Here is a 14613-nt window from a genome sequence, read left to right as displayed (position 1 = left end):
GGGCACCATGGAATTGCGGCGCGTTCCAGTATGAAGACTCTGGAGCACCGCGCCGCTTGGTGTTAGCCCTGATCCAAAGCCTGACCGCACCGGGAGTGCAGCAAGGCTCTGCACGGATCAGTTGCCGTAGGGGTCGAAATCGAAGTACTTCTTCGCAATCGTGGCATAGGTGCCATTGCTGCGGATGGTCTTGATCGCCTCGTTGATCTGCTTTTTCAGATCGCCCTGGTTCTTGCGCATCGCGATGCCGATGCCGTCGCCGTAGTACTTGGTCTCGTACTGGTCCGGGCCCTTGTAGCCGTAGTCGGCGCCTTCGGGCTTGCGCAGGAAGCCGCCATTGACCTCGACCTTGTCGGCCACGGTGCCATCCAAGCGGCCGGACTTGATGTCCAGGTAAACCTGGTCCTGTGCTTCATAAGGCACGATGGTCGCACCTGCAGGCTTGAGCTCGCCGTTGGCCCACTTTTCCTGGGTGGAGCCCTTGAGCACGCCGATCTTCAGACCCTTGGCCGATGCCGGGCCCTTGTATTCCACGCTTTTCTTTAGCACCACCGCGCTGGGGGTCTTGTAGTAGCGGTCGCTGAAATCCACGACGCGGCGGCGCTCATCGGTCATCGACATGGAGCTGACGATCACGTCATATTTCTTGGCTTGCAGGCCGGGAATCATGCTGTCCCAGACCTGTTCGACAAACACGCATTTGCGCTTGATCTGCTCGCACACCGCCTTGGCGATGTCGACATCGAAGCCGGTGACGTCGCCTTGGGGCGTCTTGAAGGTGAACGGTTCGTAGGTCGGGTCGACAGCTACTTTCAGGTCTGCAGCAAATGCGGGGGCTGCGATAGCGGCCACTGCCAGTGCGATCAAGGTTTTACGCATAGTGAATCCTCGGATCCTAATGTTGATGAGGTGGCTAGCATGCTAGTGCTTTTGCAGCCCTTCGTCGGGGTCTCCATCAGCGTGTGGCGACCCGGCGACAGCCCTGCGCCGTGCTTTTGGCCGAAGCGGCGAGCTTGTGCGCATTATCACCAGCCTAATTGCCCATTAAGCGTAAAAATCGACGTTGAAGCGTCAATTTTTACGCCCTATCCAGGGAAACACTGATAAGTAACTGTTGTGATGGTCGTTCTGATCGTCTATTTTGTCGAAACGTCTGCGCTTACTTCTTCCAGTAACCGGGGCGGATCAGCAGGCTGTGCACCCGGTAGGGGGCCTTTTCCTCGATGCCGATGTCCATCGGCACATACGCCTTGTCGCATTGCAGCAGGTAACTGGTGATGTAGGGGGTGGGGCTGGTCATCTGCGCGGCCACCTTGCAGCTGCCCACGCTCTGGTGCACGTCATTGAACACCTGCTTCATCTGATCGCCATTGACCTGCTTGTTGAAGTCGTCGGTAAAGGTTTTGGCATCGGGCAGCGCGGCCTTGCCTTCAAAGGCCGCCAACAGCGCCTGGAAACGCTGGGCCAGGGCCTTCTCTGCTGCCGGGTTGGGCGCAGGGGCCTGCGGTGCAGCATCGCTGCTGGCTGCGGCAGAAGGCGCAGGTGCGCTGGACGCCTCGGGCGTGCTCTGGGCCTGGGCCACAAAAGCGGCGCAGGCCAGGGCGGTGGACAGCAGGGCGTGGCGGGACATACGTTGCATGCGGGTTTCCTTGGTGTGGTTGTGCATCGGGCCATCCTAGGCGCTGCGGGCGCGCTAGTGGTAACACTTGGTATTCAGATGCGGCATAGCGGATGAGGGGCTGATGGCGTTTCGGAACGCCATCGTGCAGCCCGGAATCGGCCAGCGCAGTCCGGACTGCGCGGCCCATTCCTGTGAAGGCACCACTGTGCAGCGCAGCCAGGGCCTACGCCGCCATCCAATGCCGTAACAGCGTTTGAGAATTGGCCTACATAAAACCTGAATGCAAAACCCTGTGCGGTGCCTGTGCCAGCGCGCTATTGCCGCGCGCTGCCGCGTTGCCGGCGCTGCGCGCTTTCATCTTGGTGACCCGGTTTTCGCACCATTGCGGCTAAGGTGTCGCGCAGTGATAGGCAACCCCGAAGGACATCGAGATGAATGGCGCACACAGTCTGGTCAAGACCTTGCTGGCGGCAGGTGTGGACACCTGCTTTGCAAATCCTGGCACCAGCGAGATGCACTTTGTAGCAGCTTTGGACCAGATACCCGGCATGCGCTGCGTGCTGGGCCTGCAGGAAAACGTGGTCACCGGCATGGCCGATGGCTATTACCGCATCGCGCGCAAGCCCGCTTGCACGTTGCTGCACTGCGGCCCGGGCCTGGCCAATGGCCTGGCCAACCTGCACAACGCCCGGCGCGCGCGCAGCGGCATCGTCAATATCGTCGGCGACCAGGCCACCTACCACCGGCCTTTTGATGCGCCGCTGACGGCCGACACCGATGGCCTGGCCCGCGCGGTATCGGGCTGGGTGCATACCAGCACCCACAGTGCGGACCTGGGTCAGGACGCGGCGATGGCGGTGCGTGCCGCCTCGACTTTCCCCGGCCAGATCGCCAGCCTGGTCCTGCCGGCCAATGTCTCGTGGGATGAGGGCGGTGTGGTGGCGCAGCCGCTTGCGGTGCCCACGCCGCCAGCGGTGGATGGCCATGCGATTGATAACGTGGCCAAGGTGCTGCGCCAGGCCGGCGGCAAGGCCTTGATTTTGCTATCGGGCGCGGCGGTGTTTGCGCCGGCCCAGGCGCTGGTGTGGCGGCTGGCGCAGGCCAGCGGCGCTGCGGTGCTGGCCGAGTACGGCGCATCGCACCTGCAGCGCGGCCAAGGCCGTATGGCGCTGGAGCGTGTGCCCTATGGCATGGAGGCTGCCATCAAGACCCTGGCCCGGTTTGAGCACATCATCCTGGTGGGGGCCAAGCCGCCGGTGGGCTTTTTTGCCTACCCCGGCCTGCCGTCCACCCAGTACCCAGACAGCGCCCAGCTGCATGTGTTGACGCGCCCCGAGCAGGAGCCGCTGGCCGCACTGCAGGCCCTGGCCGATGCGCTGCAGGCGCCGCAGGCCGCCATACCCGATGCGGGCCCCCGGCCCGAAGCGGCCACCGGCGCGCCCACGCCTGAGGGCCTGGCCCGCACCGTGGCAGCGCTGATGCCCGAGGGTGCCATCGTCTCGGACGAGAGCATCTCCTACGGCCGGGGCTTTTACCCGCACACCCATGCCGCGCCAGCGCATGACTGGCTGCACCTGGCGGGCGGCGCGATTGGGGATGGCATGCCGGTCGCGACGGGCGCGGCGATCGGCGCGGGCAAACAGCGCCGGGTGATCAATCTGCAGGCCGATGGCTCGGCGATGTATTCGCTGCAATCGCTGTGGACGCAGGCGCGCGAGCAGTTGCCTGTCACCACCATCGTGCTGAACAACAGCCGCTACAACATCCTGATTGGTGAATACAAGGGCGTGGGCGCCACGCCTGGCGCCACCGCCATGCAGATGCTGGACCTGGGCAACCCATCGATCGGCTGGGTGAAACTGGCCGAAGGCATGGGTGTGGAAGCGGCACGGGCCACCAGCATGGAAGAGTGCGCCAGGCTGATGCAGGCCAGCTTTGCCCAACCTGGCCCCTATTTGATTGAATTGATAATTTAATAAATTCTGAAAGTTCAACTTTGGATCTCACCTACACTGCTGCCTGACCATGCTCCAACGCCTGCGCAGCCGCCCTCGCTTTTCCGCCGTGATCACGGCGGTTTTTGCGTTGCTGCTGCTGGTGGCATCGGTGGCGGGTGTGCAGGTGCGTGTGCTGGCACAGCCAATGGCCGCGGCGCTGGCGGCCGATGTCTGCAGCGTCAATGCACCGGCGCTGGATCTGGCACTGGCCCATGCCGATCACCAGACCTCCGATGATCTTCTGCCCGATAGCGGCATAAACCATGCCGACCACAGCGCGCACAGTGCACACGGCGCCGATTGCGTGCTCTGTATCGCCATGGCGCTGCCGCAGGCCTTTGCCGCCGATGTGCACCGGCCAGCGGCCCCTGCCTTCCACCACCAGTGGCAGGCCCAGACAGCGCACAGCCTCCCTGCGCCGGGCGCGCCACTGCCCGCGCGTGGACCACCACCCGTCCTCGTCTAAGTGTTGATGCCGCAGTGATGCTGCCGCTGCCACCTCTGCACTTTGCGTGCGGAGGGCCGTCCTGCAGCCTCTGCGGCCCATGGGCCTCGTCGTCCTGCTTGTGATGCCTGCTTGGGCCGCCTTGGCTGCGGCCGGCTGGGCCTGGGCATGGCTGCGAGCGCCCGCACCCCCCATTGATGCAAGCCGCTGCGCCCTGCAGCGCTTGCTGCGAGAGACATTGATGACTTCCTACTTTTTAGAGGCAGCGCCCAATCTGCGCCTGCCTGCCCCACCGCGCGCCCGTTTGCAGCGACCGCAGATGACGCTATCCGTGCTGATGTTGGCCAGCAGTGCTGCCTGGGCGCAGGCGCCGGATACGGCCGATGCCCCGGTGCTTGCTGCGGCCAGCGCGCCTGAAATCAGCCTGCAGGAGACCGTGGTGACAGCGGTGCACGAGCACTCCCCGCTGCAGGTGGTGGCCGATCCCAAGCAGCCGCGCCAACCGGTGCCGGCCAGTGATGCGGCCGACTACCTCAAGAGCATTCCGGGCTTTTCGGCGATCCGCAGTGGGGGCTCCAACAGCGACCCGGTGTTCCGGGGCCAGTTTGGCTCGCGCCTGCCGATTCTGACCAATGGGCAGACCTTGCTGGGCGCATGCCCGGCACGCATGGATTCGCCCAGCTCCTATATTTCGCCGGAGACCTACGATGTGCTGACGGTGGTCAAGGGCCCGCAGACGGTGATCTGGGGGCCCGGTGCATCGGCCGGAGTGGTGCGCTTTGACCGCGAAAGGCCGGCGTTGGACAGCGGCCAGGTGCGCCTGTCTGCCAGCCTGCAAGGTGGCACGGCCGCGCGCAGCGACCAGAACATCGACCTGCTGGCCGGCAATGCCGAGTACTACGTTCGCCTCACCGCCAACCATTCGCAAAGCAAGGACTACCGCGATGGCGATGGCCAGCGCGTGCCTTCGCACTGGGACAAATGGAACACCGATGTGGCGATAGGCTGGACGCCCGATGCCAACACCTGGCTGGAGCTGAGCGCAGGCCAAGGCGATGGCGAGGCGCGCTATGGCGGCCGGGGCATGGATGGCACCCAGTTCAAGCGCGAAAGCTATGGCCTGCGGCTGGAGAAAAAGAACCTGAGCGAGCGATTGACCAAGCTGGAAGCGCAGCTGTACTACCACCGCGCCGACCATGTGATGGACAACTTCAGCCTGCGGCCCTTTGTGCCGGAGGGGGGCATGTCGATGCCGATGGCGGCCAATGTGCGGCGCACCACCACCGGCATGCGGGTGGCGACCACCTGGCAACTGGGGCCGCACACCGAAGCGGTGCTGGGCGTCGATGCGATGGGCAGCCCGCACGACAGCCGGTCGGGCACGGAGATGCAGTCCTACCGCAACAAGCCCTGGGCGCGGGATGCCAAGTTCAGCAACCAGGGCATGTTTGCGCAGGCCACGCAGCACCTGGGCAGCGAGGACAAACTGGTGGCCGGCCTGCGGCTGGACCGGGCACAGGCCTGGCGCTACCCCAGCGACAGTGGTATGGGCGGCATGGATGGCATGGGCGATATGGGCGGTATGGGGGGCATGCAGGCCGTGGCCGGCATGGATGGCCGTATGCCCGCCACGGCCAGCAACCACCGCGAACGCAGCGCCATGCCCAGCGGCTTTTTGCGCTGGGAGCGCGCCCGCGCCGATGGCAGCACGCTGTATGCCGGTATTGGCCATGTGCAGCGCTTTCCGGATTACTGGGAGCTGATATCGCCCAGCAACAGCGCCGCAGACCAGGGTGATGCCTTCAACCACCTGCGGCCGGAGAAAACCACGCAGATCGATGTGGGCGCAAGCTGGAAGGGTGCGGGCTGGCAGCTCTGGACCTCCGCCTATGTCGGCCAGGTGCAGGACTATCTGCTGTTTGACTATGTGGGCATGGCCTCCAACGTGCGCAATGTGCAGGCGCGCACCGCTGGTGCCGAGCTGGGTGGCAGCTACCAGCTGACCCCCGGCTTGACCGCCCAGGCTACGATGGCCTACAGCTGGGCCCGCAACCGCAGCGATGGCAAGCCGCTGCCGCAGGTGCCGCCGCTGGAGGCCAAGCTGGGCCTGGACTACCGGCAAGGCCCCTGGAGCGCTGGCGCGCTGTGGCGCCTGGTTGCCGCACAGCACCGCTATGCCAGCGGCCAGGGCAATGTCGTCGGCCAGGATCTGGGGCCCAGTGCCGGTTTCGGGGTGCTATCGCTCCATGCCGGCTACAAGCTCAGCGAGCAGCTGCGCCTGAATGCCGGTATCGACAATGTCTTTGGCAAGACCTATGCCGAGCACCTGAACCTGGCTGGCAATGCGGGCTTTGGCTTCCCCGGCGGCGTGCGTATCAACGAGCCGGGGCGCACTCTGTGGCTGCGGGGCGACTTCAAGTTCTGATGCAGGCCTGCGCCGCTGCCAGCTAGGTGCTGGTGGCGGCGCGCGGCTTTGTACCAGTTACAGCGGTACGCGCAAGAAAAGCACAATCACAACGCCCAGCGCCAGGTTCAGCGCGACGAGCTGGCGAATCTGGCCCAGCGCCTTGCCGCCTGCCGGCCAGTCCTTGGCGTTGACGGCCTGGTCCAGCCGCTTGAACAGCGCAAACCGGATGTGGCCAAAGACGGCCATCATTGCCAGGCCCAGCACGGCCATCACCATCCAGGAGACGGGCATGCTGAACTTGGCACCGGCCTGCGCGGCCATCTTATGAACCAGGCCCATCATGCCGATGCCTGACAGCAGCACGGCCGCGATGATGACCAGCACCACGGCAAAAAAGCGTTGGAGCACATCGCGCATCAGCACCAGGCGCTGGGGCGGCTCCAGCTGTTGCAGGGCGGGGCGCAGAAAGAAATGCGCAAAGGCCATGCCGCCCAGCCAGACGATGATGGACAGCAGGTGCACGGTTTTGAGAATGATGTAGAGCATCGGGGGCGGCATATTGAGGTGTGGGGATGCGCTATGGTACGCGCCAAGCCGCCCTGGCTGGCGATGCGGGGCAGCTTTAAAAAATACCCATGCTGATGCCTGCGGCCATGGCCTCGCCCAGCTCGCGGCAGCGCTGCAGATCGTCTGCGCCAATCTGTTTGGCCGCTGCAATGGCCTCGGGCGTTTGGGCATGGGTGCACACCACCAGCGGCTCCGCGATGGGCTTGAGCCGCCAGCCTGTGGCGATGCGGGCGATCTGCCTTGCCGCGTTGCTGCCATCGCTACCAGCGCAAATCAAGCATGCATAGGGGCGGCCCTGGATGCGGTCGAGCGCCGGGTAGTAGCAGCGGTCAAAAAAGTCCTTCATCAGCCCGCTCATCGCGGCCAGGTTCTCGGGGCAGGCAAACAGGTAGCCGCTGGCGGCCAACACATCATCAGGCCCGGCATCGGGTGCGCAGAGCAGGCGCACTTCCACTCCTGCCTGGCTGGCAGCGGCGGCGCGGGCGGCTTCGGCCATCTGGCGGCTGCCGTCCGTGTGGCTGTGGTAAACGATCAGGAGTTGGGCGCTGTCCATGGCCACAAGCATAGTGGCAAAGGCAGCTGTCATGTGCAGGACGCGGGGCCATGCCACGGGCTGCGCTGCATGCTAGATTGGCTGATCACCAGCCTGTCCTGGGCGCAAGGCATACCACCATGAACGCACTGTTTGAACGCATCTCCACCAGCTTCCATGCCCAAGGGCTGATGCAGACCCTGGGCGCGAGCCTGGTGTCCGTGCAGCCGGGGGAGGTGCAGATTGCGCTGCCCTACCAAAAGGCGCTGTCGCAGCAGCATGGTTTTTTGCATGCTGGCGCCGTCAGCAGTGTGGTGGACAGCGCAGCGGGCTATGCGGCGCTGACGGTGGCTGCCGAGGGCTATGAGGTGGTCACGGCCGAGTTCAAGATCAACCTGATGCGCCCGGCGATTGGCGAGCGCTTTGTCGCCATCGGCAAGGTGGTGAATGCCGGCAAGCTGCTGACGGTGTGCAGCGGCGAGGTGCTGGCCTATGGCGCAGATGCTGCAGCGGCGCCCAAGGTGGTGGCGCTGCTGCAGGCGACGATTGTCAATGTGAAGTACTGAGGCGGCTTACCAGCCAGCCACGTTGGGGCGGCTTGCTGGTGCGGCCTCAGGCTGCGCTCAATCCTGCCACTGGAACAGCGGCGGCTGCTTGCCGACAAAGCGGGCAATGGCCTCCTGGTGGAAGGCGCTTTCGCGGCACAGCGTCTGGGCCAGTGCTTCTTGCTGGTAGATCTCGTCGCGCTGGGTCTCAAACGCGCGGTTCATCACGCGTTTGGTGTAGCCCATGGCCTCGGTCGGTGCGCTGGCAAAGCGCTCGGCAAAGGCCAGTGCGTCAGCCAGCACGTCTTCGCTACCGATCTTGTAGACCATGCCCATCTGCTGGGCCTCCGGGGCGGCCACGACGCGGGCGGTAAAGGCCAGCTCCTTGGCTGCCTGCAGACCCACCAGGCGCGGCAGCAAGTACATGCCGGCCAGGTCAGGCACAAAGCCGATCTTGGCAAACACGCAGCAGAACTTGGCAGAGGGCGCAGCCAGCACAAAATCACCCGCCAGCGCCAGCGACAGGCCGGCGCCAAAGGCGCTGCCTTGCACGGCGGTGATGACGGGCTTTTCCATGTCCAGCAGCGCATCAAACCAGCGGTGCAGGCCCAGCATGCGGTTGCGGCTGTCAAACACATCCTGCTTGCCGGCGACAGTGGCCTGCATGCTCTTGATGTCGCCACCGGCGCAGAAATGGCCACCGGCACCCGTCAGCACCACCGCCTTGATGGCGCGGTCATCGCGCACCTGGGGGATGAGGCGGGTGAAATCTTCGCGCATCTGCTCGTCGAGCGCGTTGCGGGCCTGGGGGCGGTTCATCGTCAGCACGGCGGTGGTGCCATGCATGCTCAGGGTCAGGGCGGTCATATCAGTCGGTTTTCAAAATAAAGCGGTAAGGCGGGCCAGCAGCGGGAGCGGGGGTTATTCGGCACGAATGCCCAGTTTCTGGGCCACCGGTATCCAGCGTTCGCGCTCCGAGGCTACAAACTGCCCCCATTCTGCGGTGCTGCCCGCCATCGGCTGCGCACCTATGCGACGCAGGCGCTCCTGCACCTCAGGCTTGGCGAGGGACTGGTGGATGGCGCGTGCCATGCGCGCCACCGCGTCGGCCGGTGTGCCGCTGCGGGCCACCACGCCAAACCAGGCGCTGGCCTCGGTATCGCCAAAGCCCAGCTCGGCCAGCGTGGGCACCTGGGGCAGCGCTGCAAAACGCTGCTTGTCCAGCAGCGCCAGCGGCACGATGCGCCCGCCCATCGCCTGCTGCATGCACGAGGGCAGCGCGTCGAACATGATGTCCACATTGCCGCCCATCATGCTGGTGATGGCCGGCGCACTGCCGGAGAACGGCACATGGGTGACCTGGAAACCCATGCGCTCGCTGGCGTATTCGCCCGCCAGATGGGTGATGTTGCCGCTGCCGGCCGACCCCATGCTGAGCGTCTTGCCCTGGCGCTGTGCCTGCTGGGCCAGCGCGATCAGTGCGCGCAGATCGCTGGCGCCCAGGTCCTTGCGGGTGACCAGCAGCAAAGGCGCCTTGCCCAGGCCTGCGACGGGCACAAAATCCTTGACCGGGTCGTAGCTCATCTTGGCGTAGATGGCGCTGTTGATGACCAGCGGCGCATTGGATCCGACGAAGAAGGTGAGCCCGTCGGCGGGTGCGCGCAGTGCGGTCTCGGCGGCAATCATGCCGGCGGCGCCGGCCTTGTTCTCGATGACGATGGGTTGCCCGCTGCTCTGGCCCACATCCTGGGCGACGATGCGCGTGATCTGGTCGGCTGCACCGCCTGCGGGGTAGGGCACGACCCAGCGCAAGGGGGCATCGGCCCCGCGCGCCAGCCAGGGGCTGGCCAGGCTGGCGGCCGCGCCCCATTGCACAAGACGGTGGTGGAACTGGCGTCGGGATACGGGCATCAACTGTCTCCTAGGCAGCATCTAGTTATGGGCATGTGGGGGGCTGCCTGCCCCAGCATCCATGCAGGCTAGGGCCGTTTTTGGGCAGCGTCCAATACCAAATTGCACTCAGCTGATATGCAGTCGCATGTGGCCTTTACCCGTATGCTGGCCCGTGAGGCGCACAGCGCTGACTGCATCGAGACCTACCGGAACCAGGAGCCCTTTCCATGACTGCATTTTTGAACTACGAACAGCAAGGCCATGTCGTCACCCTGACGATGTGCCAGCCCGAGCGCCGCAACCCGCTGACCGGCAACACGGCGGTGGCCGAGATCCTGGCCGCCTGCGAGCGGATTGCGGCCGACAGCAGTGTGCGCGCGGTGATCCTGACGGGCGAGGGCCCCGCGTTCTCGTCGGGCGGCGACATCAAGACCATGCAGCAGCAGTCCTTTGGCGATGTCGATGGCATGCGCATCCGCGATGACTACCGCGGTGGCATCCAGCGCCTGCCGCTGGCGCTGTTCAACCTGGAAGTACCCACCATCGCCGCCATCAATGGCGCGGCCGTCGGTGCGGGCCTGGACCTGGCGTGCATGTGCGATCTGCGTGTGGCCTCGGACAAGGCCAGGTTTGCCGAGAGCTTTGTCAAGATGGGCATCATCCCCGGCGATGGCGGTGCCTGGCTGCTGCCCCGGGTGATTGGCATGGCGCGCGCGGCCGAGCTGTCGCTGACCGGCCGCATGATCGACGCTGCCACCGCGTTGCAGTGGGGTCTGGTGTCGCAGGTGGTGCCGCCCGAGGAACTGCTGAACGCCGCCAACGCACTGGCCAGCGAGATTGCCGCCAACCCGCCCCAGGTCACCCGCATGACCAAGAAACTGATGCGCGAAGGCATGCACCAGAGCCTGGCTTCCTTGCTGGAACTGTCGGCTGCCTACCAGGCGCTGGCGCACCAGACGGCCGACCACCGTGAGGCCGTGAGCGCCTTCCTCGACAAGCGTACGCCGGAGTTCAAGGGCTAACGCGCCGTTCGTCCGCTAGCCGAAGGCTTGTTGGATCTGCCCGGCCAGCTGCAAGGCCTGCGCCTCGCTGGTGATATTGGCAAAGCCCATCAGCAGGCCTTGGCGGGGCGCGGCATCGATATACCAGCGCGATAGCGGATGCGTGGCCAGGCCTTGCGCGCGGGCGCGCTGGGCCACCAGGCTGTCGTTGTCGCTGTCCCGAATCTGCCCGAGCAAATGCAGACCGCCGGGCTGCAAGTCAATGCGCAGGCGATCGCCCAGCACCTGCTGAAAACTGCGCTGTGCCACCTCGCGGCGCTCGGCGTACAGCAGCCGCATCTTCTTGAGGTGGCGCGCAAAGTGTCCCTGGGCCATGAAATCGGCCACGCTGGCCTGCAGCAGATAGGGGCAGCCGGCATTGAGGTTGGAGCTGACAGCCTGAAAGCGTGGCACCACCTCCAGCGGCACTACGGCGTAGGCCAGGCGCAGGCCCGGAAACATCACCTTGCTGAAGGTGCCGGCGTAGATCACGCGGTCCTGCTGGTCCAGGCTTTTAAGGGCGGGCAGGGGCCGGCCCTGGTAGCGGAATTCGCTGTCGTAGTCGTCTTCGATGATCCAGCTGCCGGCCTCATGCGCCCAGTCCAGCAGCGCCATGCGCCGCTCCAGCGACAGGGTCACGCCCAGCGGGCTTTGGTGGGATGGCGTGACCATCGCAAACCGGGCATAGGGGCTCCGCTGCCGGCCAAGTTCCACCTGCATGCCCTGGGTATCGACCGGCACCGGCACGATCTGCACTGAGGCATTCTGTAAAAACGGACGGGCCAGGATATAGCCCGGGTCCTCAAACCAGAACGCATCGCCGGGGCTGGCGAGGCTGCGCAGGCTCAGCTCCAAGGTATTGCGCAGGCCAGTGGTGACAAATACCTGCTCGGGCACGCAGGTCACGCCACGCGAGACCGCCAGGTAGGCCGCAATGCGCTGGCGCAGTTCCTCATCGCCTTGCGGGTTGGGGTAGGCCAGGCGGTAGGGCTCGCTGCTGCGCAGGCGGTGGGTGACCAGCCGGTTCCAGACCTTGCGCGGAAAGGCATCGATCGCCGGCAGCCCCAGCTGCAGCGGCCGGGGCTGCAGGCCATCGTAGTCGACGATGTGGGTGGCCGGTGGCTGGGCAATGGCTTGCGGCGCCATTGCGGACGCGGCGGGGGGCAGGCCCGGTGATATGACCGTGCCCGCCGCCCCGCGTACCTGGAAATAGCCTTCATCGGCCAGGATGCGGTAGGCCAGATCGACGGTGCCGCGCGACAGGTTCAGCTCGGCCGCCAACGCCCGCGACGCCGGCACCCGGTCGCCCGCGCGCAGATGGCCTTGCGCAATGGCGGTCTTGAAGCGCTGGCAGATCTGCAGGTACATGGGCAGCTGCAGGCTGCGGTCTACCTGCAGCTGCAGCGCGTTTACGGGGAGGGTGGGGTCGGACATGCAGGCACTCCTATCTTGGCCTAGTCATTTTTGCATTTCTTGGCTCTTTTGGCTTGGCCAAGACCATCGCATACTGGCTGCCAGCAACGGAATTCACCGACGCAACCCTGGATGGAGATAGATATGCAAACCCGACTCGACTTCTACACCGCTGACCCCGCCATCATGAAAGCGCTGCTGGGCGTGGAAAACCAGATTGCCAAAGGCAGCCTGGACATTCTGCTCAAGGAACTGGTGCGCCTGCGCGCCTCGCAGATCAATGGCTGTGCCTTCTGCCTGGACATGCATGTGACCGATGCGATGAAGGCCGGTGAATCCAGCCGCCGTCTGGCCACTGTCGCCGCCTGGCGCGAAACCCCGTTCTTCAGCGACCGTGAGCGCGCTGCGCTGGCGTGGACCGAGGCGCTGACCCTTGTCTCGCACGACCATGTGCCCGATGCTGTCTGGGAAGCCGTGCGCCCCCACTTCACGGATGCCGAACTGATGGAGCTGACCGCCGTGATCACCTCGATCAACAGCTGGAACCGCTTTGCGATCGCCTTCCGCAAGATGCCCGTTTAAGACGCAAGCTCCCGGCACGGCGCAAGGCGGCCTATGAAAATCCTGGTTCTGGGCGGCTGCAAGCCGCTGGGCACGAGGGTGGTCAGCAATCTGCGGCAACTGGGTTACCCGGTGGTCGCCGATGCAGACCCCAGGCTGCCAGCAGCGCTGCATGGCATTGAAGTGCTGATCGATGTGCGCGAGCCGCCTGTGATGGAAACGGCCGATGCGCTGCAGGACTGGGCGCGCGCATGCCGCCAGCTGAATGCCGCCATTGCCGCTGCGGCTGTGGCGCACCATATTGCGCTGTCGGCCTTGGGTGTGCAGCGCTTGCAGAGCAGCAATTACTACCATGCCATCGCGTTGCGAGAGCAGCTGATCCAGGCAGGCAGCACGCCTTATACGGTGCTGCGTGCGGCACCTCTGTACGAAAGCCTGGCGCAGCTGGCACACAAGGGCGCAGCAGCTGCCGAGCTAACGATACCCGTGGCCCAGGTGCAGCCGATGGCGGCAGAGGACTTGGCGATGCAGACGGCCGATGCCGCTTTGGCGCGGCCTTTACAGGGCTGCATGGACGTGGCCGGCCCGCAGAAGATGGCGATGGCCGACTGGGTGCAGCAGTACCTGCGCTTGCAAGGCGATCCTCGCACCGTGCTAGGCGATGCCGATGTGCCTTACCGGGGCGCGCTGCTGGACGATGACTGCCTGGTCCCCGTGGGGCCCGCACGCCTGGGGCGGACCACACTCGCCGCCTGGGTCTGCAAATCCCGGGCGGTTTGATGCCGTAGAACTTTGCGGAATCTGCCCACCTTGGCCTAATTTTTCAAACGATTGGACAAACCATGACCCGTACCTTGCTCTTGAACTGTGGCCCACATGGCCAGGCCAGCCATGGCTACCAACTGGCGACCGACATGCTGGCGGAGCTGGGCCTTGCGCAGCAGCCGCTACTGGAGCGCGATCTGGTGGCGGCCCCCATACCGCCCATCAGCCGTGACTATGCGTTGGCAATCACCTCGAATGCCAGCGCCGATGCGCCCGCGCTGGCCTGGTCGGAAACGCTGATTAAAGAGCTGGAAGACAGCGATCTACTGATGATTCTGACCCCCATGCACAACTTTGCGGTGCCGGCCACGCTCAAGCTCTGGCTCGACCAGGTGATCCGTATCCACCGCAGCTTTGCATCGACGCCCGAAGGCAAGATCGGATTGATGAAGGATCGGCCCACCTTGGTGTTGGTGAGCTCCGGCGGCTTCCATGCAGGTCCCCGGGCGCGTCAGGAGGACTTTTTGACGCCTTACCTGCGCTATGCGCTGGCCTCCATCGGCATCCGCAATGTGCATTTTGTGTTGTTGCAAGGGCTGGTGTTTGGGCCCGATGCGGTGGCTGCTGCCGTGGATGGCGCGAGGGATGCGCTGCGTGAGCAGCTGGCGCCTTTCAAAACAGCAGGCGCTGGAGGCCGCTGCCGCGCGTTGAGCGAATGGCTGGCAAGAAAAAGCCGCCAGCATTGAGGCGGCAGCCGGGGATGTGTGGCTGAGAGCTTGGGGCTGAAGGCTAAGCACGGCAGGCGCCAACCTGGCGCCTGCCCAGCA

15 protein-coding genes are annotated in these 14613 nt (G+C 65.0%); 8 read left to right on the top strand and 7 right to left on the bottom strand.

The features are described from left to right. Window positions 1-117: 117 nt before the first annotated feature. The gene (locus MJ205_RS09875; RefSeq protein ID WP_239812282.1) at window positions 118-879 is read right to left on the bottom strand and encodes a transporter substrate-binding domain-containing protein; all 762 of its coding nucleotides are present in this window, start codon (window positions 877-879) and stop codon (window positions 118-120) included. Between the two features lie 280 nt (window positions 880-1159). Further along, on the bottom strand, window positions 1160-1639 hold the full coding sequence (locus tag MJ205_RS09870) for a hypothetical protein (protein ID WP_239812281.1): 480 nt from the start codon (window positions 1637-1639) through the stop codon (window positions 1160-1162). 413 nt (window positions 1640-2052) lie between these two features. Between MJ205_RS09870 and MJ205_RS09865 the strand changes: the two genes are divergently transcribed. From MJ205_RS09865 to MJ205_RS09855, 3 genes are all read left to right on the top strand, one after another. After that, window positions 2053-3597: an acetolactate synthase large subunit gene (locus MJ205_RS09865; protein WP_239812280.1), complete on the top strand. Its 1545-nt coding sequence runs from the start codon at window positions 2053-2055 to the stop codon at window positions 3595-3597. A gap of 49 nt (window positions 3598-3646) precedes the next feature. Then, window positions 3647-4084 carry a hypothetical protein gene (locus MJ205_RS09860; protein WP_239812279.1) on the top strand — a complete coding sequence of 146 codons (438 nt, stop codon included), beginning with the start codon at window positions 3647-3649 and terminating at the stop codon, window positions 4082-4084. Between the two features lie 220 nt (window positions 4085-4304). Next, window positions 4305-6488: a TonB-dependent copper receptor gene (locus MJ205_RS09855; protein ID WP_446715067.1), complete on the top strand. Its 2184-nt coding sequence runs from the start codon at window positions 4305-4307 to the stop codon at window positions 6486-6488. A gap of 57 nt (window positions 6489-6545) precedes the next feature. Here the strand turns inward: MJ205_RS09855 and MJ205_RS09850 are convergent, their stop codons facing one another. Together MJ205_RS09850 and MJ205_RS09845 are read right to left on the bottom strand one after the other, a co-directional pair. Beyond that, window positions 6546-7016 carry a CopD family protein gene (locus MJ205_RS09850; RefSeq protein WP_239812278.1) on the bottom strand — a complete coding sequence of 157 codons (471 nt, stop codon included), beginning with the start codon at window positions 7014-7016 and terminating at the stop codon, window positions 6546-6548. A gap of 76 nt (window positions 7017-7092) precedes the next feature. Beyond that, window positions 7093-7590, bottom strand: a complete 498-nt coding sequence (locus MJ205_RS09845; protein ID WP_239812277.1) for a flavodoxin family protein — start codon at window positions 7588-7590, stop codon at window positions 7093-7095. A 119-nt stretch (window positions 7591-7709) separates the two neighbouring features. On the opposite strand from MJ205_RS09845, the gene MJ205_RS09840 reads away from it, so the two are divergent. Beyond that, a complete protein-coding gene (locus tag MJ205_RS09840) occupies window positions 7710-8135 on the top strand; it encodes a PaaI family thioesterase (RefSeq protein ID WP_239812276.1) in 426 nt (141 codons plus the stop codon). A gap of 57 nt (window positions 8136-8192) precedes the next feature. On the opposite strand, the gene MJ205_RS09835 is transcribed toward MJ205_RS09840, so the two are convergent. Both MJ205_RS09835 and MJ205_RS09830 read right to left on the bottom strand, forming a co-directional pair. Then, entirely contained in the window at window positions 8193-8981 is a 789-nt protein-coding gene (locus MJ205_RS09835; protein WP_239812275.1) for an enoyl-CoA hydratase/isomerase family protein, read from the bottom strand. Between the two features lie 54 nt (window positions 8982-9035). Beyond that, window positions 9036-10025, bottom strand: coding sequence for a Bug family tripartite tricarboxylate transporter substrate binding protein (locus tag MJ205_RS09830; protein ID WP_239812274.1), 990 nt, complete (start codon window positions 10023-10025; stop codon window positions 9036-9038). 209 nt (window positions 10026-10234) lie between these two features. Here MJ205_RS09830 and MJ205_RS09825 point away from each other — a divergent pair, with 209 nt between their 5' ends. Beyond that, entirely contained in the window at window positions 10235-11029 is a 795-nt protein-coding gene (locus MJ205_RS09825; protein ID WP_239812273.1) for a crotonase/enoyl-CoA hydratase family protein, read from the top strand. A gap of 15 nt (window positions 11030-11044) precedes the next feature. Here MJ205_RS09825 and pdxR read toward each other — a convergent pair whose 3' ends face one another. Continuing rightward, window positions 11045-12481 carry a MocR-like pyridoxine biosynthesis transcription factor PdxR gene (pdxR, locus tag MJ205_RS09820; protein WP_239812272.1) on the bottom strand — a complete coding sequence of 479 codons (1437 nt, stop codon included), beginning with the start codon at window positions 12479-12481 and terminating at the stop codon, window positions 11045-11047. A gap of 123 nt (window positions 12482-12604) precedes the next feature. On the opposite strand from pdxR, the gene MJ205_RS09815 reads away from it, so the two are divergent. The 3 genes from MJ205_RS09815 (at window position 12605) to MJ205_RS09805 (ending at window position 14532) form a co-directional block, all read left to right on the top strand. Then, window positions 12605-13042 (top strand): carboxymuconolactone decarboxylase family protein, encoded by a 438-nt coding sequence (locus MJ205_RS09815; RefSeq protein WP_239812271.1) that lies wholly within the window; start codon window positions 12605-12607, stop codon window positions 13040-13042. A 33-nt stretch (window positions 13043-13075) separates the two neighbouring features. Continuing rightward, window positions 13076-13801, top strand: a complete 726-nt coding sequence (locus MJ205_RS09810; RefSeq protein WP_239812270.1) for an SDR family oxidoreductase — start codon at window positions 13076-13078, stop codon at window positions 13799-13801. A gap of 62 nt (window positions 13802-13863) precedes the next feature. Beyond that, window positions 13864-14532, top strand: a complete 669-nt coding sequence (locus MJ205_RS09805; protein ID WP_239812269.1) for an FMN-dependent NADH-azoreductase — start codon at window positions 13864-13866, stop codon at window positions 14530-14532. Window positions 14533-14613: the final 81 nt, after the last annotated feature.

This window comes from Comamonas sp. B21-038, assembly GCF_022387135.1.
GTDB lineage: Bacteria > Pseudomonadota > Gammaproteobacteria > Burkholderiales > Burkholderiaceae_C > Comamonas > Comamonas sediminis.
Note: the sequence above shows the minus strand (reverse complement) of the source record. Positions and strands in the feature narration are given on the sequence as shown.